The sequence below is a fragment of the Paenibacillus tyrphae genome, assembly GCF_024158745.1.
Lineage (GTDB): Bacteria > Bacillota > Bacilli > Paenibacillales > NBRC-103111 > Paenibacillus_G > Paenibacillus_G tyrfis_A.
The window spans coordinates 20,723-41,293 of record NZ_JAMZAW010000033.1; the positions used below are offsets into that span (position 1 = coordinate 20,723).

Genomic DNA, 20,571 nt, shown 5'->3' on the forward strand with positions numbered 1-20,571 from the left:
CTATTGGGGGATCAAAGGCATGCAACGGGGCATTATTTTGCCGCTGCCCCAGAAGGTGTCAGCAGCTTGCCGATTTGCTGCGAAAAGCCGTCGTACATCGCGACTTCCGTATTGTTGAGGAACAGCAGCTCGCGGATTTGGCGATTTTTCAAAAAAGGAACGAGCGGTTGGGCGAACTGGCGCGGATCGATGACGTAAATTTCCTTATAATGCGGCAGCAAAAAGGGAATCAGCGCATTGCCGTACGAATCTTTGACGACGGCGATCCGGCGGTCGCTCTCGGCTTCGGTCTTAATGAGGCCCCAAGGCCGGTCGCCGCTCAGAAAGATCCGGTATTTGTTCTTTTTGGCCGCATGGCTCTTGTCCAACAGCTCCATCCGCAGCGGAGCGGCGTAATGCACCGCATATTCTTGCTTGACGAACGGCTTGTACAGTATAAGGGTATCGGGGAGCTTTTGAAGCTGAGAGCTCAAGGTCGCGGAATATAAAGAGCCGAGAAAGCCCGTTACGTTCTCCGTTTCATAGCGGGCTAGCGGAACAGGCGGGACGCCTTGTGCATTCATGAAAGCCTCGTAAGCGTAATAGGCGCCGGTGGCGGTCCAGTGATGATCCGTACGGAAGTACAGTGTCTCCTGCTTGTGGACGTTCAGAGAGGACCAAGCATCAATCGTCTTCACCTGCGGATGAAGCCGCTTGTAGACATGCTCGATCGTTTGGCGCTGGGAGTCCGACAACGTTTTCAGCGAAGCCGCGGACACCCATTCCGCTGCCGTTGGCGTGAGAAGTACATAGGTCTTTGCTTCGTTGCCCAGCGCAAGCGAGAATTCGTCGCGGAACCGGTTTACGGCATCGGCATAGGCTTGTCCGGCGGCAGGGTCGTAAGTGAACAGATTCACCGCTTTGCTGCCTACGACCAGCACTTTTCCGATGACGCGTCCCTTCTCCTTCGAAGCGGGAGCTTCTAGGGATGCTCCCTCGGCAGGTCTCGGAGCCTCGGGGACCGTTGTCCGGGGGGCGGCTTCAATCGAAGAAGCGGAGGCGGACTGCTCCTGGGCAGGGACAGCGTTCGCCCCGCCCGTATTGTTCGCTTGGGACGCGATCAGGACGGCATGCTCGCCGCCTGACAAGCCGCGCCAAGAGGCCACCTTTTGGCCGGCACTGACCAAGGAGTCGCGAAAAGCGACGTGGTCTGCCCAATAATTTTCCAACCGGCGAAAATACGTGCCGGACTTCAGTTCGCCAATCGACCAGCGGGGGAGTGAAGCTAAGGCCCGGTTTTCCGTCTCCGAGACGGCATAGCCCAAGCCGAACGCATAGAGCGAGGAAACCGTCCCTGCGCATAAGAAAGCGAGAAATAAACCGATTTGCAGCCAATGTCCGAAACGCATGGCGAGCCTCCGATCAGAACCGAAAATAGAAGAAGGGGGAATACGTTTTCCCGACCAACAGCAAAGCGGATACCGTTAAGATAGCCAAGCAGGTGAGAGGGACCAAGGTATTCGCATACAGACCGCGCGCGAAGCCGGGGCGCATGTGTGCTGCAAGCCGCCGGTGAAGGACGGCCGGAAGCGGCGTAGCGGCAATGACGGCAACCGGCAGCAGGAACAAATGGTTTTGCAGATGAATCGCCAGCTCCGCATCCGCCCACGGTGCCGACGTGAATCCGAGCATAACCCGCAAGTAAGCCAAGCCGCGACCGATGGATTCGAAGTAAAAAAACACCCACCCGATCAGGACGATCGCCAGAAAATAAATATGGGCGGCGAAAGAGGGAAGCGCCGAAAGAATGCGGAAAAGAAAGCTTCGCTCCATCGCGATGAGAACGCCGAAATAGACGCCCCACAGCACATAGTTCCAGCTGGCGCCGTGCCAGAGCCCGGTCAGAAACCACACGGCAAACAGGTTGAACGCCGGATTTCGGCGGTTGCCTCCGAGCGGGATGTAGACGTAATCCCGGAAAAAGCGGCCGACGGAGATGTTCCAGCGCCTCCAGAACTCGCTCGCGCTGCGGGAGACGTAGGGGTAATTGAAGTTCTCCTTGAAATGGAACCCGAACATCCGACCGAGGCCGATCGCCATATCCGAATACCCAGAAAAGTCGAAATAAATTTGCAGCGCGAACAGGACGATGCCGAACCAAGCGCCCAGCAGCGAAAGCTTGCCGAGATCTCCGTCCAGGAAAATGGTGGAAATATCGGCAAGCGTATTGGCCAGCACGACTTTTTTGCCCAAGCCGACGACGAAGCGCGCGATTCCGGTGCTGAACCCTTCCAGCGTAATACGGCGACGGTTTAGCTGCTCTTGAACGTCAGCGTAACGAATTATCGGACCTGCGACCAGTTGGGGAAACAGTGAAATATACAGCAGCAGCTTCGAATAGGAGCGCAGCGCCGGGGCATCTCCCCGATACACATCGACCAGATAGGAAATGAGGTGAAAGGTGAAGAAGGAGATGCCGATAGGAAGACCGGGATCGCGAAACGGTACGGGAAAAGGAATGACAGGCTGAAGCGTCTGCACAAAAAAGCCAGTATATTTGAAATAAACAAGCACCCCGACTTGAAAAATAAGCGATGCGATCATCGCGGTCTTCGCCATACGGCGGCCGCGGCCCCGTTCGATGAGCAGTCCCCCCGCCCAACCGACAGCGACATTCAACAGCAGAACCCCGATCCAAAGCGGCTCCCCCCAAGCGTAAAACAGCAAAGAAAATGCGAGAAGCACGGTATTTTTGACCTTGTCCGGGGAACAGAAATAGAGCAGAAGCACCAGGGGAAGAAAGGCAAAAAGAAAGACGAAGCTGGAAAAGACCACGCAGGACATCCTCCTCGGATACGGTTACGGTAACAGTCTTTTCCTATATTGCTCCGAAATCCCATTCGTCATGCACTGAAAGAACCGGTTACGCACGGGATAGACGCCCGGTCCGCAGACGATTATTCCTTGTCTACGGGCTGGTGTATCCGGTCATCGTACCGGTCGAAATACAACTGTCCATTCGTGCTTTTTACGGCGTAACAGATGTCCCTGATGGCGAGGCCTCTCGATTTGGCTTGCGAAACAAGCCATTCTTCACTGATGTTGTTTTGATGCAGATTGTCGGAAAGGATCTGCCCGTCCATAATGAGCTCAACCGGAAACGACTGCTTGTTCGTCTGCAGGTTCATATCTTTGCGCGTCACGGGAAGGTATTCAGGTTTGCGCAGCACGGTGATCTTCCCGTTCAGCTCGAGCACGGCATACTGGACTTCTTCGATATTAAAAATATTTTTTTCCCTAAGCTCCTGATTTAAGGTGTCCATCGTCATTTTCAGCTTGCGCATATTGCTTTCCAGAATTTTGCCGTCTTCCATTATGACGGTCGGTTGACCGGAGACCCATTTGCGAATTGCCCGGCTCTTAAGCGCCAGAGCCATCAGCAAATAGGCTATGCCGCTGAACGTGACGATGGCGATCAGCACCTGCCATACGTTCATGGATGTATTAATAGATAAATTCGCGGTCATAGCGCCCAAGGTAATCGTCGCGACAAAATCATGATACGTCATCCGGGAAATCGTCGATTTTCCAAGAATGCGGGTAATGATCATCATGACGATGAAAGCCCCGATAGACCTCAGTAACGTATCGCCAATATGTGCCATGCCATATCTCCTTATCCTCAAAGCAAATGATCCTCAATTGCTCCATAGTATCGCCATCGTCGGGCGGGTTAATTCCAGAATAGGGAAGAAGTGAAGGGGGGGAGATCATCGGAAGCTTAGAACCGTTTCATTTTGTCATACTGGCGTAACATAGCGAATTTAAGGTGGAGGAGGCTGATGCGATTAGCCGATTGTCGGAGGAGGCGTGTTCATGAAGAAGAAAATCATCATCTGGAGTGTGGCGGTCGGCATGGCCGTCAGCAGCTTGGCGGGTTGCGAGAGAGAAGAGGAACAAGAGCGCATAAGCTTAACCCCAGCAAGCACGGTAGAGCGTAAGGACTTTACTTTTGACATCAACCCTGCAACGTTCGATCTTACGATCGAACAAGACGGCGTACGCGAGCAGGCGGCGGCTCCCATGCCCGAGTCCAAGGTGACGGAGCTGAAGCGCGAAGCGGACAAGGTGGAATGGACTTATCCCGAGCGGAAGGTGAAGGTCGCTCTCGAAAAGAAACCGGGCTATCTGGACATCACGCTTCAATCGACGGGGGCGGAGCGGTTCCAGTGGCCCAAGGTGAGCGCGGACAGCTATATCCTTCCATTATGGGAAGGCAAATTCGTTCCCGGCCGCGATCCGAGCTGGAAGACGTTCCTTGATGGGGAAACGATGACTTGGAGCGAGTCGTTCTCGATGAATTTTTTTGCGCTGAACAAGAAGCATTATTCATTGGTGTATATTCTGAAGCACCCTTTTAATCATGAGGTGCACTTTGATACGAAGGATAACATTCAATTTCAGCTCGACCACGAATTTCCTTCCGTTAATCCGGATCGAACGTACGGCTTCCGCCTGTATGTTGCGGACAGCGACCCTGTACAAATCGCCAGACTGTACAAAAGCGCACTGGAAGAGAAGTCCGCCATCGTCACGCTCACGCAGAAAGCGAAGGTGAATCCGGAAATCGAAAAGCTGTATGGTGCGCCCCACATTTATTTGTGGAATAACGACCTGCTTGCGCCTGAAGATATCAACTGGCCGCGATGGAGAGCCGGCTTGAAAAGTCCGCTGTACCCCTGGGTTTCGCAGCTGCTGGCACAGTATACGGAGGATGGCGCGAAGGAGTTCGATACTGTGTTCAAGCAGGTGTCCGGTCAAGATCACGTCGAGAAATACCAGAAGGCGGTGATCGTGCGTGCGCTCAATCAAGTGCTGAAACTGAAGGAGCTCTACAACGCCGGTGTATTTCAACCGTCGGATGCGGCGGCCCGGCAGCTCATTCAGCAGGGCGTCGCGGCTTTAAGCGAGCAAAAGCTGTACCAGCTCAACAAAATGCTGCTAAAAAGCGTATTAACGGATGCGGTTGGGCCTGTCAAGGATTGGGGAAAAGCGGATTCGACCGATATCATAAGCGAGATGCCGCAGCTTGGCATCAAGAAGGCGTGGATCGGTCTGCCGAACTGGATTAACGGCCTGATGAACCCGAAGTTTGTGGAGCAGGCGGACCGGGCCGGCTATCTCGTCGCTCCGTATGACTCGTATCATTCCATCCATGAGAAGGAAAATCGAGATTGGAATACCGCTTATTTTGGCAATGGACCGCTGTACGAGCAAGCGACGATTACGAACAAGAAGGGTGAGAAGGTCAAAGGGTTTCTGGGAAGAGGGCGCAAAATCAATCCGACTTTGGCGCTTCCGCTGGTCAAGCAGCGCGTCCAAAGCATTATGCAGGACGGAATTCCGTACCGCTCCTGGTTCGTGGACGCCGATGCGACAGGGGAGATCTACGACGATTACTCGCCCGAGCATCCGACGACGCAAGAGCAGGACATGAAAGCCAGACTGGAGCGAATGGCGTATATCGCGAACGAGAAAAAAATGGTCGTCGGCTCGGAAACGGGGAACGATTTTGCCAGCGGGGTGATTGCCTTTGCCCACGGTTTGGAGACACCGGTGATCAAGTGGGGCGATCCGGACATGCGGGTCAACAAGTCCAGCGAATACTATGTGGGCGGCTACTATTCGACGCAGGGCGGCATTCCGGAAAGGTACCGCAAACAGGTTCCGGTGAAGGAGCTGTATAAGCGCATTTATATCGATCCGGCTTATTCGCTGCCGCTCTACAAGCTGGTCTATAACGATTCGGTCATTACGACGCATCACTGGGAATGGGGCAGCTTCAAAATCAAGGATGCGGTCGTGGAGCGAATGATGACGGAATTTTTGTATAACGTTCCGCCGCTGTACCATCTCGATCAGCAGCAATGGGCGAAGGATAAACAAACGATTGCCGCTTATTTGAAGGAATGGGCGCCGTTTCATCAGCAGGCCGTCACCCGTCCGATGACCGGCTTCCGCATTCATACGCCGGACCGGCTTGTGCAAAGCACGGAGTTCGGCAGTGACTTGAAGGTGACCGCCAACTATTCCGCCGCCGATTACCGGGATGAGCAGGGAACCGTTATCAGGCCGCGAACCGTCGTTATCTACGAAGGGGGACAAAGCAGGACCGTCGATCTGTCTACTATCATGAAAGCGAGCTAGAGAATGGTGGCAGGTCGTCCCTTAGCGTACAAGGAGGCTGCAAGACATGAACGTATTGCTGGCGGACGATGAGCCGCTGATGCTGCAGATTTTAAAAACTTATTTCTCGAAGGAAGGGTTCGGCACGCTTCTGGCGCAGGACGGGGAAGAAGCGCTGGAGCTGTTTTATAACCATAAAGTGGATTTGGCGGTTCTCGATTGGATGATGCCGAAGCGGAGCGGGGTCGAGGTCTGTAAGGAAATCAAGAAAAATAGCCAAACGAGGGTGCTGCTGCTCACGGCCAAGGGCGAGCAGGAAGACGAATTCGTCGCTTTGAAGTCGGGAGCGGACGATTACGTGCGCAAGCCGTTCGATCCGCGAATCCTGCTCATCCGGGCGCGAAAGCTGCTGCAGCTCACATCGAAGGTCATGATCGGCGATTTGACTGTCGATCTGGAAGGTCATAAGATTTACCGGGGCGGGCAGGATGTGCAGGCGACGAACAAGGAGTTTCAGATGATGAAATTTTTGCTCGCCAATCAAGGACAGATCGTCACCCGCAAAATGCTGCTGGATCATGTGTGGGGATTCGACTATTTCGGCGAAGAGCGCACGGTCGATACGCACATCCGCAGACTCCGCGAAAAGATCGGCGAGCATCGGATCAAGACATACCGGGGGCTGGGCTACTGCCTTGAGCATGCCGATGAGTAAATTGAGCAGGAAGCTGATTCTGCGCATCGCGCTGGTCATATGCGCCGTATGCGCGCTTTCCATGGCTGTGAATACGTTCCTCCTGCCGGATTATTTTCTGTATCAGAAAAAGCTTAAGCTCGGCGAGTTGAGCTCGCAGCTCGCCGTGATGGAATATCGCGAGCTGGTGCTGCAGATCGAGCATCTGGAAGCGGAGCATCAAGTGACCATCGTATATGCTTCCTTGTCGGATACGACCGAAGGAATGAACAGCTGGCTTAAGGAACAGTTGAACCGCAAGGGCATCACGCTCAGCAAGTTTTGGCTGACCGAGGAGAGCATGGCGAAGCTGCGCGAGGGCGGAAGGGTAAACAAAATTTATAACCAGAGCAAGCTGAAATCGAGCTATTTGGTTAATTTCTTCCCGGTTGGCGGTAATGTGTTTGCCGTCGGCGAGTCCATCTCGCACTCGTCGGATACGATCGGGATCGTTAACCGGTTCAATGCGTATTTATGGATCGGAGCGTTAATCCTATTGATTCTGCTATGCGCGTTATATGCGGCCCGGATCGTGAAGCCGCTGGCCCAGCTGAATGAAACGGCCGAGGCGATTTCGAATCTGTCGTTTACGAAGGCGGACCTCAAGACGGGCGACGAAATCGAGTCGCTCGCGCACAGCATCAACCGGATGAGCGATAAATTGGAGGACGCGCACCGGGCGCTGGAGGCGAAAAATGCGAACCTGCGGAGATTCATTGCCGATATTTCCCATGAGCTGAAAACGCCGTTGTCGTTAATTCAGGTCTACGCGTCCGGGATGAAGGACGGCTTGGATGACGGAACTTACGCTGATGTGATCCGGAAGCAGAGCGAGGAAATGGCTGCTATGGTCGACCGGCTGCTGGAGCTGTCCCGCTTGCAGACCGAACCGTGCCGGTTCGAGCCGGTCGATTTCCGGCAGCTGCTCGTTGAGACGCTCGACGCCTACCGGCCGGCGTTCCGGCAGCAGGGTCTGACGCTTGATGTCGACGACCATCTGCAGACGGAAGCATGGGTATCGGCTGACCGGCGGAAGCTCGAATCCGTGCTGCATAATTTTGTGACCAATGCGATGAAATATACGACCGGCGAGCGGGTCGCCATTGCGGTGGAAACGAAGGAGGACTCCGTTTCCTTTCGGATTGCGAATGGCACGGACATTGCGGATGAAGCCGCGTGGGCATCGATCTGGGAGCCGTTCTACGTGATGGAAAGCTCCCGGAGCAAGAAGTTTAGCGGCACCGGCCTGGGGCTGTCCATTGCCAGAACCATTTTGCAGAACCACCATGCTTCCTTCGGCGTCCATGTGCGGGAAGGGATCGCCGAATTTGATTTTTCATTGCCGCTGCTCCGCTGCTGCGGACCGCTGGCGGAGCACGCAGCTCACGGGGCGGAACGATGAATCATAGCAAAACGAATGAAGACAAATCCAAATCAACCGGGCGAATCAACCGTTCGGTTGATTTGCTTTTTACCCGCTCCTCTTAAGATAGAAGCAAGGAGTGAGGAACATGCAGGAAACCACGAAACCGATTCTCGAAGTCAACGGTCTAACCAAGCGCTTCAAGGCGCATCTAGCGTTAAAAGGGATATCATTTGCCGTGTACCCGGGGGAAATTCTTTGTTTTCTCGGTCCGAACGGCGCAGGTAAAAGCACGACGATCCACATTCTTTCGGCGGCGCTGCAAGCAGACGCGGGCGAAATTCGTTTTCGCGGAACACCGTTAGCGCAGGAGGCTAACGGCTTGAAGCGAAGCATCGGAATCGTGCCGCAGGATTTGGCGATTTACGAGGAAATCTCGGCCGAGCAGAACGTGCGCTTCTTCGCTTCGCTATACGGGCTGAAGGGAAAGGAGCTGCGGGAGCGGGCAGAAGAAGCGCTTGCTTTCGTCGGCTTGTCCGACCGCAAAGACGACAAGCCGAAGACGTTCTCCGGCGGGATGAAGCGCCGGCTGAACATCGCCTGTGCGATCGCCCATCAGCCGGAAGTGATTGTCATGGACGAGCCGACGGTCGGCATCGATCCGCAATCGCGCAACCATATTCTGGACTCGATCCGTCAGCTGCGCGAGCAAGGCGCGACGATTTTATACACAACGCATTACATGGAAGAGGTTGAAGAAATCTCCACCCGCATTATTATTATCGATCATGGCGAAATCATCGCATCCGGAACGAAGGAAGAGCTGAAGGACCGGTTGGCCGGCGAGAAGCTGTATGAAATTGTCGTCGACAGGACCGAAGGCTTGAATCCGGACGGACTGTACGGGATCAGCGGGGTGAAGCAGGTGCGGGCCGTTGACAACTTGCTGCGCATCATGACGGTAAGCGGAATCGACAATCTGGATCAGATTATCGTCCATCTGATGCAAAGCGGCATCAAAATCCAACACTTGACGAGCTCGGCGGCGAGCCTGGAGTCCGTATTCCTTCAGATGACCGGACGCAAGCTGCGGGATTAGGAGGGGTGGGGAGATGTATTCGTTTTACGTGATTTTGAAGCGGGACTTCATCAATCTGGCGCTCAACCCGGTTCTTTTGTTGACCAATACGGTATTTCCGCTGCTGCTTGTGCTGGTCCTCGGTTATTTAAGCAATGGCGCATACAGCGGCGAAACCATGAACGGCTACGATTATTACGGCGTGACGATCATGGTGTACACGGCTGTGAACGTATCGATGACGGCCGCGAACAGCTTTATGGAACGGACCCTCAAGTCGAGCAATCTGCGAATTTTGTACTCGCCGATCCCGCTTGCCTTCGTTTACCTTTCGAAAATTACGGCGACGGTTCTGTTTTGCGGCTTATCGATGCTCATCACATTGGCCGTGCTGAACTGGGGAATGGACGTTCATCTGGGAGGTTCGAACATCGGCTATGTGGCCGTACTGCTGCTTTTGCTGATGCTCATGTCGGCTGCGCTCGGCGTTTGGCTGTGCTGTTTGTTTAAAAGCGAAGAGGCATCGAACAAATTACTAAGTATGGTTAACAATGTGCTGGCTTTCCTTGGCGGCTTGTTTTTCCAGTTGGACGGACTTGGTGAAACGGTGGCGAAGGTGTCCTACTTCTCTCCGGTCAAATGGGTATCGGAAGCGATATTCCGTATCATTTACGATCATGATCCCGCATTGTTTGCGACTGCCGCCGCGGTGATGCTGGGTGCAACCGCGCTGCTGCTGCTTGGCTGCAAACTGACATTCAAGACGGAGGATTACGTATGAGAACGCTCATCGATCTTTATATGAACAACTTGCGTCGGATGTGGAGCCGCAAAGGCGTGCTGCTGCTCGTCCTGGCGTTCTCGCTGCTGGCTTTGTCGCTGGCCGTCTACTTTACTGCGAAGTTCGAGGTGCGGGGGCATTTGGCTTGGATCGGGAACGGGACGGAAGCTGTCCGGCCGCAAGGGTTCCAGGTGACCGAGCTGCAGGAGGCTCCCCGCAAGTCGGCTTTGGTACGCGGCCAGTATGACGCCATCGTCTTCGATGAGGGGAACGGACAGTACCGGATCGAGACGCTCAAAAACGAGGAATTTCGGCAGCTTGTGCTGCAAGCCCTCCGGCATCCCGAGCAAGTGCAGCCGGATCCGTCGAAGCGGGGTGTCGGTACGAATATCGCCGGTTTCCTTCTGATGTTTCTGATGCTGGAAGGGCTGCTGTTTATGAATTTGTTTACGGAGGACAAAGAAAACGGCACATTCAAGCGGGTGATCGTAACCTCCGTCGGGATCGGGCGGTATATGGCCGCGCAAGCCCTCTTCACTTTCTCGTTTGTGTACGTGCCGACCTATGCGACGATTGCCGTGATCAAGCTTGCGTTCGGGGTGGACATCGGGTTCACGCTGGCCGCATACGCCGGACTCTTAGCCGTCCCGGTAGCTCTCGGAACCGCCTTTGCCTGGTTTCTTCTGGCCTGCGTCGAAAAGCTGGATAACGCCATGCCGCTGGCGTCGACGATCATTTTGCTCACCTCGCTGCTATCGGGGAGCTTCGGCAGCAGAACGGCGGAAAACGGGATCATGTATTGGATCACGGGCCTGTTTCCGCAAAAACACTTCCTTGAGCTGGTCGGGGGGCTGGAGCGGCACGAGGAGATATCCGCTTATGCGGGTCAGCTCGGGTACGTGCTCGGCTTGTCGCTTATTCTGCTTCTGGCCGGACTCGCGGTCGTCCGACGCCGGATTCGCGAAGGATGCTACTAACAAGCAGGTAATTTATGTTATGATAATTTCGCGGAGCGGCGATGCTCCGACATGATTGCCAGTTAGAACAGGTGGTGCGCCATGATCCCTAACCAAAGGCTGCTAACCGCCCGATTGCGGCCTCCCTCGCCCCGGAGAAACTTCGTGCCGCGCGCAGCGCTGGACGCCAAGCTGGAGCGTTTGACTGAGGCGAAAGTAACTTTAATTCAAGGAGCGGCCGGGAGCGGTAAAACGTCGCTCCTTTCTGCGTTTCTAAATAAACGGCCGGAGCTTCCGGCCCGCTGGATCTCGCTGAACGCCGATAATAACGAAGTAGAACAGTTCTGGTACTACGTGTTGGAGGCACTCAAGCCGGATCTGGGAGAGGCCGGCGAATCGCTTTTAACGCTATTCGTCTCGAAGCCTCACGCTCAGGACATCGAAAGCTTTCTCGTGCTGCTTGTGAATCAGTTGGAGAGCCACGGAGGAACGCTGGTGCTTGTTTTGGACGATTTTGAAGTGATCGACAGCACCGCGGTTCTTGCTTCCATACAATTTTTCCTCCGTTACGCACCGCAGAGCTTTCATCTCGTTCTCCTGAGCCGGAGCGCGCCTTGGATGTACTTGGGCGATCTGCGGATGGCGGGAGAATGCCTCGATATCGGAGAAGAGGAGCTGCGGTTCTCGCCGGAGGAAACGAAGCGGTTCTTGCAGATCACCCTGCAAATGTCCGTAGCCGAAGGGGATGCGGAGCGTCTCCATCGCGTGACGGAAGGCTGGATCGGCGGCCTGCAGCTGACGGCGCTGGCGTTGGACGCGAATCGGCAGGCGGCCGTCGGTCAAGTGCGCGCGGTGAACAAGTATGTCGTCGATTACTTGTCCAACGAAATCGTCAGCGGCCTGAAGGAGCAGGAAAAGCGGTTCCTTCTTCAGACCTCGAACCTCCGTTATTTCAATGCCGACATCTGCGACCGGCTGCTGGAAACGGTAGACTCTAAGGCTATGCTGCGGCAGCTTGCCGACCGGCACTTGTTTCTCGTCCCTATTGACGAGGAGGAAGGAATTTACCGGTACCATCATATGTTCGGGGAGTTTCTGCAGCGGCTTTGGCTGGAGGAGGTTGGCTCGAACAGCGCAGCATGGCATGCCCGGGCGTCGGCCGTATATGAAGGCATCGGCGATGTCGAAGAGGGGATTCGCCACGCATTGCTTGCCGGCCGAACGGACGAAGCGATTCGCATGATCGGTTTATTGGAAACGTCCGTGCAGGTGTGGGGACATTTGCGCGAGCTTCCGATCGATGCGCTGCTGGAGCATCGGGATTTGCTGTTCCAGAGGCTCTTTTACCATTTGTGCAATCTGGAGATGGACTGCTGCCGCGACATGATGAATCACATCAAGCGCATTTCCCGGGAGGATCGCCTCTGGTCGATCCTATCGATGGCCCGATTGTTCATCGAGGATGACAGCACGATGTCGAGATCGGACCCGCTGGACTGGATCGCGGAGATTGACGGGATGCATGTCAGCGACATCACCAAGGCTATTGCGTACATGACGGCGAGCATGATGTGCTCCTTCCGCGACAGGCATAAGGAAGCGTTAACCTGTCTCGATCAGGCGATTCGGCTCGAACGGAAGGCGCACAATCCGTACATTCACTTTTTTACGGTTACACTCAAATGCCAATTGTTAGAAAAATGCGGAGAGCTGGGCTTTGCGGAGCAGCTATACCGCGAAACGTTCCAGACGCTGGAAAAACATGCGATCGTAGCGCCGCTGAAAGTGAATGCTCTCATCGGCGTCGCCGGGATTTACTTGAAAACGATGCGGCTGGACGAAGCGGAGCAATCGCTGAGACAGGCGGAAGCCGAGCTGAAAATCGATTATTTGTCGTTGGATATGGCCATCGTCTATAACCGGATGGAGCTCGAACTGCTGCGCGGCAACCGGGAGGAGGTCCTGCAGCTTCTGCTCAGGTTGGAAACGATGGGCATTTACGAAAGCGCCCATTATGTGCCGGCTATCCTGAAATACACGATCAAGCTCGATAAAATTCGGACGCATGCGCTGGAAACGTTCGAGAACGAAGCGGAACGCGGGGGGCAGGCCGGGACGCTGCGCACGGAGGAGCAGCTTGTCTATGCGAAGGTTTTGGCTTATCGCGGCTTGCGGGAGAAGGCGCTGGCGCAGATCGACGGCGTTCTGGCCGGAGCAAGAAAACAGGCAGACTACTGGACGATTGTTGAAGCGGCGCTGCTGAAGCTTGAAGTCATGGGCGCGGCAGGACGTGCCGATAAGCGGCAGCAGCTCCAGTTGGCCCGGGAGGCGATTCACTACGGCTCGTCTTATGGGATCAAGTCGCTTTTTGTGCTGGAAGAGCCTGTCATGCGGCCTTATGCCGAGCTGCTGCGTCAAGATCAGTCGTCCGAGCTCTCCCTAACCGAAAAGCGCTTCTTACAGGACTTGTTTGCGCTATGGGGACCCGAGGTCTCCGACGGCCAAGGCTTAACTGACAGGGAACGGGAAGTGCTTGAAGTGCTGGCAACGGGAGCTTCGAACAAAGAGATTGGCGAACGGCTGTGTATTTCACTGGCGACCGTCAAAACGCACATCATCAACATTTACTCGAAGCTTGGGGTATCCGGACGGATCGAGGCGGTGGAGAAAGCTCGTCATCTGGGGCTTCATTAGCGGAAAAGATCAAAGACTCATACCGGCGCATGCCGGATATGAGTCTTTGTTTGTAGGCCGTTGTGCGGCCAAACGGGCGAACCGCTTCTATTCTTCGTGGTTGAACTGCCACTGGATACCGAATTTATCGGTTAATTGGCCGTAGCATTTGCTCCAGAACGTTTCTTGCAGTTCCATGCCAACCTTGCCGCCTTCTTTGAGCTTATTGAAATACGTTTTAATTTCATCGATGTTTTTGCTGATTACGGAAAGGCTGATGTTGTTTCCGGCGGTAAAAGGCATCCCCGGGAAAACGTCGGAAAACATCAAGTCGCTGCCGTTAACGGTAATGCGGGCATGCATGACCAAATGCTTGGCTTCCTCCTGCAGCGGGTACTCCGGGTTAGGCGGCGCATCGCTGAAGGTCATGATTTGCGGTTTTCCCGTTCCAAAAGCCTCCGCGTAAAATTCGACCGCTTCACGACAATTTCCGTTGAAGTTCAGATACGCATTGATAGCCATTAATTTCGCTCCTTCGTTCGAATGGGATGGTATGCAAGCACGGGCTATGTTCACACTTTCGTCATCTAGCCTTGCCTCTACCAGTATACCTCGAACCGGAGCCATTTTAAACAACTTCCTCATGTCGTCCATCGGCATATGGAAAATTTCAGGGGGACCCGAACATGACATTCAAGCAGGATATTCACGACATCCTTGAAGACCTTCGCAATAAACGCATACTGGATAGCGAGGTTAAAGCTGCGCATCTGATGAAAGGTACCACCGACGGGCGGGTCTACACGCTTACAATCAACGACGAACCGAAATATGTGTTGAAGCTCGATAGTCCGCAGAACATTTGCCTTGTTGAACAATGTGTTCAAGCTTATCCGGAAAGCCGTCTTTTGCCCAAGCTTCTGTACATCGATCCGGCTAAAACGTTCATGATCTACCCGTACTTGACCGGTACAACCCATAATGAACGGGGTTGCAAGTTGGATTGGATGACCCTGTTGGTCAAAGACCTGCTCAATCATTACGAAATCGACGACCAAACGGAAAAATGGGGGAGGCTGGCTCTGCCGCGCGATTCTTGGCTTGAGTTCAATGAGCGGAGCTTGGAAGGTGCGAGAGAAAATATAGGCCGTCTTCTGCCCACTGAGGATTATGATAAAGTTCAAGCGTTGATTGAACGCATTTCGAAAGTGGAAACCAAATATTTACTGCACGGGGATACCGGTGTCCATAATTTCGTGTTTCACAAATTCAAGCTGACAGGCGTCATCGATCCGTCTCCCATGGCCGGCCCGGTTACCTATGACTTTACTTATGCCTTTTGTTCCTCTCCGGACGATTTGAACCTGGATACTTTGTTTGCCGCCTTCGAACTCCTTCATCATAAGTCAATTAATAAATCAAGGCTGGTCGAAGAAACGATCTTTCAACTGTACTGCCGGATCGGAATCAGCGCGAAAGTTCATCCGAAAGATTTGGATGATTATTTAAAGGCATGGGAGTACTGGAAAGCTCTTCTTCCTTGATCAAATCTTATGTCGGCCAAACGCCCATACCAACAGGCCTTCCCTAACATCATTGTAGTAGGTGAATACCTATGCTGGGGAGGAAACTTGCATGTTCTATTCAAGTCCGGTTCCATCGGATTCATGGTATTAGCCTTCGTATGATGCAAGGAATGCTGTCTATCCGGAAGCGTACCCATTTAGCTCGTACGGAGGGCAGATGAACTATGTTCCTTATGCGCAAACGTCTGTGCCGTACTTAAGAAACGAACCCGTTCCGCTACAACATTCCGGGTTTATCAGCAAAGCGGAAGCGGAATTAAACCAGACGTTCCGAACGCTCTGGGAAACAACACGTCGCTTGGACGAGGATGCTCATTATAAGTATCGCTGCGGACTTGCCGGATCAGGCGCCGGTTACGGAACGTCTCCTCCGAAATCCTCCGGACATGGCAGCCGTGTTTAGACGTTACTACGGAGACAAAATAGCCTCACAGTTTAGCAGCTTATTTAGAGATCATCTTGTGATTGCAGCACAGCTTGTCAAAGCGGCGAAGGCCGGAAATAGCCGGGCAGCGGCCGAAGCGGAGAAAAGATGGTATGCTAATGCAGATGACATCGCAGCTTTTTTAAGCAGTATCAACCCGAACTGGCCGAAGCAGGTATTGACGAAGATGCTGTATGACCAAAGAGGAGGCCGTTCTCAGGTTGTCCCACAAATTCAAATCCGATATTGAGACCTTCGATCGGATTGAGAAACAGGCGCTGGAAATGGCCGACGCGTTTACCGACGGAATCGTCAAGCAGTTCCCCCATCTTTTCAATAAGTAATTGGAGGTTATCCGGATTATTACCGGATAGCCTTTTTTCTTTTAAGGTGAGGCTGCGATGAGGAAATACGGTTTTTCCTTGTGAACTATGGTTTTCAGAAATTATAATAAGAACAATCAAAATGTTTCAGGTTGTATTTTAAAGAACAGGGGAAGTAGCGTTTATGGAGGCCAATGTTATTCGTTATTATCGTTTCGGGGAGCCTGGCGAAGTGCTGCGAATCGAAAAGAAATCGCCGCTATTGCCGGGACCTGGTGAACTCTCCGTCAAAATGCGGGCACGACCCATCAATCCGTCAGATGTGATCCCGATTCGGGGGGCGTATGCTCACCGGATTGCGCTGCCCGCGGTCCCGGGTTACGAAGGGGTAGGGGTAGTGGAAGCCGTAGGACCGGGGGTCCCGAAGCAAATGTTGGGAATGCGCGTACTGCCTTTGCAAGGCGACGGCACGTGGCAGGACTATGTGACAGCCCCCGCCAAATTTGCCGTTCCCGTACCGGAAGACATCGACGACGACACGGCTTGCCAGCTATACATTAATCCGGTTACGGCTTGGTTGATCTGCCGCTCGGCGCTCCGGTTAACGCACGGGGATGTGTTGGTTGTCAATGCGGCGGGTTCCGCTATCGGGAGAATTTTTGCCCAATTATCGCCTATTTTCGGCTACCGGATGATTGCTCTGACGCGCAGCGAGCGCCATACCTCCGAGCTGCAGCGTCTTGGGGCAGCCTATGTGTTTAACGCGGCGGAAGTCTCCGTCCGGGACCGAATTTTAGAAGTCACGGCAGGTCAAGGCGCCACGGCGGCCATCGACAGTATCGGAGGACCCGAAGGGGATAAGCTGGTCCGCTGCGTGAAGACGGACGGAACGATTCTAAGCATCGGGCTGCTTTCAGGTATTCCGGCCGTGTGGCATGAAGCGGTTCGGGGAACGCAGGTTCAGGTCCTGCCGTTTTATCTTCGTCAATGGGTGCGGAATTCGTCGCAGGAGGAATGGGAAGCGGTTTTTGAGCAAGTTTCGGGACTTGTGCGGGAGAAAAAGCTGGAGATGATGAAGATCGGAACCAAATTTGAATTGACGGACGCCATAAGCGCGATCCGTGCCGCGGAGTCGGGCATCCACGGGAAAGTTCTATTGTTGAGCCCATAAAGCGGTCGTACCGATGTGGCAGGAAATGAACGCGGAATGGAGAAAAAGTTAAGGAAGAAGCTGATTCGTAAGGAGGCAAGCAAGGCAATGAACTCGATGGAGAATAAAACGAGGGAAATCGTGCGGGGCGTCTGCTCATTGGACTGTCCCGATCAGTGCGGCTTGCTGCTGCACAAAGAAGCGGGACGAATCGTGAAGGTTGAGGGAGATCCCGAGCATCCGATGACGCAGGGCGCCATCTGCAACAAAGTGCGCCATATGGCCGAGCGGCTGTATGACCCGGCCCGTCTTCGCTATCCGCTGAAACGAACGGGGAAGAAGGGAGACGGCGCGTTCGAGCGTATCTCGTGGGAGGAAGCGATCGAGACGATCGTCTCCAAGTGGAAGACACTTATAGCGACGGAAGGGGCGGAAAGCATTCTGCCGTACAGCTTTTACGGAAATATGGGGAGAATCGGAGCGGAAGGCATGGACCGGCGCTTCTTCCACCGCTTGGGTACCAGCCGGCTTGAGTACACGATATGCCAAGCCGCCGGAACGGAAGGGTACCGTTATACGATGGGCGGCGGCTACGGAACGTCTCCGGAGGATACGGTCCATGCCAAGCTGATTGTGATGTGGGGCATTAATGCGGTGAGCACCAACATGCATCAGATCGTGCTTGCGGAGAAGGCGCGCAAGAACGGCGCGCGTATTGTCGCGATCGATGTTCACCGCAACCGGACGGCCAAATGGGCGGACTGGTTCATTCCGATCCGACCGGGAACGGATGGCGCTCTTGCGCTTGGTTTAATGCATATTTTGTTCGCAGAGGGCATGACGGACGAAACGTTCTTACAAACGTATACGGTCGGACACGAAAAGCTCCGTGAGCATGTGAAATCGTATGACCCGGAATTCGTATCCTCCGTTACGGGCGTGCCCGTAGAAGACATTTATGAGCTGGCCCGGCTGTACGGCCGTACGACTCCGTCCTTCATTCGGATCGGCAACGGAATTCAGCACCATGACAACGGAGGGATGTGCGTTCGAACGATCGCCTGCCTTCCGGCGCTGACAGGCCAATGGATGCATCGGGGCGGCGGGGCGATCAAGGGCAACGGCAGCTACTTGGATTTCAATAATTCGGCCCTCCAGCGTCCGCAATTGCGCAAGCAGCAGGCCCGTTTTATCAATATGAATCTGTTGGGAAGCGCGCTGCTGGAGCTCGATCCGCCAATCCGCTCACTTTACGTGTACAATTCGAACCCTGCGGTTGTCGCTCCGTTTGCCGGCAAAGTACGGCAGGGGCTGATGCGCGAAGACTTGTTCACGGTGGTTCACGACTTGTTTCTTACGGAGACCGCGCGGTATGCCGATCTGGTGCTTCCGGCGACGTCCTCCTTCGAAAATCATGATATTTACCGTTCCTACTGGCATCATTACGTCCAGCTTCAACAGCCGGCCATTGAGCCTTACGGCGAAAGCAAGTCCAATCCGGACGTTTTCCGGCTGCTGGCCCAAGGCATGGGCTTCGAAGACGACGCTTTGCGCGATTCGGACGAGGATATGATCCGGCAAGCGCTGAACAATCCGGCCAATCCGAATTTGGAAGGCATTACGTATGAGCGGCTTCAGGAGGAGCAGTACGTCCGAGCGAACGTCCGGCCGTTGTTTCCGGGCAGGCTGCCTACGCCGAGCGGAAAGATCGAGCTCTACTCGAAAGCGATGGAGCTTAAGGGCCTTCCGCCGCTGCCAACCTACACGCCGTTACCGACGGATGAGGAGCTGCCGTTTCAATTTGTTCCGGCGCCTAATCACAATTTCTTAAACTCGACGTTCTCGCATAATGCAAAGCATGTCCGGCTGGAAGGCGAGCCGAAGCTCTACATGCATGCGGAAGACGCCGCGAGCTTGGGAATCCGGAACGGCGAACGTGTCCGGGTCTGGAACTCGCGCGGCTCGTGCGAGCTAACCGCGTCGGTGGGCGACGACGTCGTTCCCGGCACCGTCGTCAGCCAGGGCTTATGGGCGGACGCGGAAGGAAGCAGCCATCTGGTGAATGCTCTGACCCCGGACCGGCTGGGGGACATGGGCGGCGGGGCCGTCTTTTTCTCGGGACGGGTTCAGGTGGAGAAGCTGGAGAGCGCCAGCTAATTGAGAAACACAGATATCTCTGGAAGAAGCCATAGCGCTTCATCCGGGGATATTTTTTTGCCCTAATAGACAATGATAATCATTATCAATTAAAATAAAGGCAGCTGCGTTTGTTATCCGGTTGCAGTTGATCGATTTGTAAAGTGCGGGAGGAGAAATAGAAGAATGTCAGAGCCTGGATTGGCAAATCATGACGAGATGGATGCCTTCGTGATTGAGAGATCCTCGATTCGCGAAGGATTTAAGCGCATAGAAGAATCCGGGAAATGCGAATACGTGCTTTCCGAAGGGACCGGCCAAGGCTACGCCAGATTAATCTCTTCCGTGAACAGGGTGCATATCACGGATTTCGAAATGACGTTTCACCGGAAGATGGAGATCGAATCGGTGTCCAACGCCGCCTTTGTCGATCTGTTTTTTTGTTTGGGCGAGGGCGCCGAGTGGAATGTGCAGGGAAAGAAAGAGCGGTTTGATTTTGAAACGGATGAGAGCTTTCTGCTGAGCAATGCCAAAGGCAAGGAACGATGCGAGATTGAACCCGGAAAAAAATACCGGTTTATGGGGGTGAAACTGCATCCAGCGACGTTTCAGACCATCCTGAAAAACATTTTTAAAGAAGACGATTATGCCCGGAAGGGAAACCTCCGTGAGATTTTCGGGAAGTATCCGATGACTCCGGCGGTCAAGGTTATCCTCCAGCAGATCCGGAACTGCACGTACGAGAAATCGCTGCGAAATGTGTATATGGAAGGGAAGATTCTTGAGCTTATGGCGACTTATGTTGGGGAGGCCGTCTTGCAAAACGGGATAACGCATGGCTCCGCGAATCTTTCCAAGCAGGATATGATCAGCATCGGCAAAGCGAAGGAAATTTTGGATCATAATCTTGCCGTTTCCGTATCCCTGAACGAGCTGTCGAAGCTGGTATGCTTGAATGAATACAAGCTGAAAAAAGGATTTAAAGAAATGTTCGGACAATCGGTGCATGCGTACGTGATCGATCAACGATTGGAGAAAGCCCGCCTCCTGTTTGAAGAACAAGGGATGTCGGTCAGCGACGCCGCATTTCAGGTCGGCTATGGAAATTTGAGCTTTTTTACGCTATCGTTCCGCAAGAAATTCGGGGTGAATCCGGGAGACTATTTGCGTCATGTCGTTAAGCACAGCATGAACTGAATAGGG

Annotated in this window: 16 protein-coding genes; 12 read left to right on the top strand and 4 right to left on the bottom strand. The window is 53.9% G+C overall.

The features are described from left to right. Positions 1-32: 32 nt before the first annotated feature. The 3 genes from NI000_RS32510 to NI000_RS32520 all read right to left on the bottom strand — a co-directional run bounded on the left by NI000_RS32510 (position 33) and on the right by NI000_RS32520 (position 3,644). Positions 33-1,388 (bottom strand): DHHW family protein, encoded by a 1,356-nt coding sequence (locus NI000_RS32510; protein WP_253415475.1) that lies wholly within the window; start codon positions 1,386-1,388, stop codon positions 33-35. 13 nt (positions 1,389-1,401) lie between these two features. After that, positions 1,402-2,814, bottom strand: coding sequence for an MBOAT family O-acyltransferase (locus tag NI000_RS32515; protein ID WP_253415476.1), 1,413 nt, complete (start codon positions 2,812-2,814; stop codon positions 1,402-1,404). A gap of 122 nt (positions 2,815-2,936) precedes the next feature. Then, positions 2,937-3,644: a DUF421 domain-containing protein gene (locus NI000_RS32520; protein ID WP_253415477.1), complete on the bottom strand. Its 708-nt coding sequence runs from the start codon at positions 3,642-3,644 to the stop codon at positions 2,937-2,939. Between the two features lie 211 nt (positions 3,645-3,855). Here NI000_RS32520 and NI000_RS32525 point away from each other — a divergent pair, with 211 nt between their 5' ends. From NI000_RS32525 to NI000_RS36865, 7 genes are all read left to right on the top strand, one after another. Continuing rightward, positions 3,856-6,186, top strand: coding sequence for a glycoside hydrolase (locus tag NI000_RS32525; protein WP_253415478.1), 2,331 nt, complete (start codon positions 3,856-3,858; stop codon positions 6,184-6,186). A 46-nt stretch (positions 6,187-6,232) separates the two neighbouring features. Then, on the top strand, positions 6,233-6,880 hold the full coding sequence (locus NI000_RS32530; RefSeq protein ID WP_253415479.1) for a response regulator transcription factor: 648 nt from the start codon (positions 6,233-6,235) through the stop codon (positions 6,878-6,880). Beyond that, positions 6,873-8,300 carry a sensor histidine kinase gene (locus NI000_RS32535; RefSeq protein WP_253415480.1) on the top strand — a complete coding sequence of 476 codons (1,428 nt, stop codon included), beginning with the start codon at positions 6,873-6,875 and terminating at the stop codon, positions 8,298-8,300. The genes NI000_RS32530 and NI000_RS32535 overlap by 8 nt, the downstream gene beginning before the upstream one ends. A 109-nt stretch (positions 8,301-8,409) precedes the next feature. Next, positions 8,410-9,360 carry an ABC transporter ATP-binding protein gene (locus tag NI000_RS32540; protein WP_253415481.1) on the top strand — a complete coding sequence of 317 codons (951 nt, stop codon included), beginning with the start codon at positions 8,410-8,412 and terminating at the stop codon, positions 9,358-9,360. Between the two features lie 13 nt (positions 9,361-9,373). Continuing rightward, positions 9,374-10,120, top strand: coding sequence for an ABC transporter permease (locus NI000_RS32545; RefSeq protein ID WP_253415482.1), 747 nt, complete (start codon positions 9,374-9,376; stop codon positions 10,118-10,120). After that, positions 10,117-11,097 (top strand): ABC transporter permease, encoded by a 981-nt coding sequence (locus tag NI000_RS32550; protein ID WP_253415483.1) that lies wholly within the window; start codon positions 10,117-10,119, stop codon positions 11,095-11,097. The genes NI000_RS32545 and NI000_RS32550 overlap by 4 nt, the downstream gene beginning before the upstream one ends. A gap of 81 nt (positions 11,098-11,178) precedes the next feature. After that, positions 11,179-13,770 (top strand): LuxR C-terminal-related transcriptional regulator, encoded by a 2,592-nt coding sequence (locus NI000_RS36865; RefSeq protein ID WP_301292792.1) that lies wholly within the window; start codon positions 11,179-11,181, stop codon positions 13,768-13,770. Between the two features lie 87 nt (positions 13,771-13,857). On the opposite strand, the gene NI000_RS32565 is transcribed toward NI000_RS36865, so the two are convergent. Further along, entirely contained in the window at positions 13,858-14,271 is a 414-nt protein-coding gene (locus NI000_RS32565) for a VOC family protein (RefSeq protein WP_253415484.1), read from the bottom strand. 164 nt (positions 14,272-14,435) lie between these two features. Here NI000_RS32565 and NI000_RS32570 point away from each other — a divergent pair, with 164 nt between their 5' ends. The 5 genes from NI000_RS32570 (at position 14,436) to NI000_RS32590 (ending at position 20,565) form a co-directional block, all read left to right on the top strand. After that, complete coding sequence (locus NI000_RS32570; protein ID WP_253415485.1) at positions 14,436-15,293, top strand: phosphotransferase; 858 nt, start codon at positions 14,436-14,438, stop codon at positions 15,291-15,293. Positions 15,294-15,721: 428 nt separating this feature from the next. Continuing rightward, complete coding sequence (locus NI000_RS32575; protein WP_253415486.1) at positions 15,722-16,009, top strand: hypothetical protein; 288 nt, start codon at positions 15,722-15,724, stop codon at positions 16,007-16,009. A gap of 257 nt (positions 16,010-16,266) precedes the next feature. Next, complete coding sequence (locus NI000_RS32580; protein ID WP_253415487.1) at positions 16,267-17,253, top strand: zinc-dependent alcohol dehydrogenase family protein; 987 nt, start codon at positions 16,267-16,269, stop codon at positions 17,251-17,253. 87 nt (positions 17,254-17,340) lie between these two features. Beyond that, a complete protein-coding gene (locus NI000_RS32585) occupies positions 17,341-19,389 on the top strand; it encodes a molybdopterin-containing oxidoreductase family protein (protein ID WP_253415488.1) in 2,049 nt (682 codons plus the stop codon). 165 nt (positions 19,390-19,554) lie between these two features. After that, on the top strand, positions 19,555-20,565 hold the full coding sequence (locus tag NI000_RS32590) for a helix-turn-helix transcriptional regulator (RefSeq protein WP_253415489.1): 1,011 nt from the start codon (positions 19,555-19,557) through the stop codon (positions 20,563-20,565). Positions 20,566-20,571: the final 6 nt, after the last annotated feature.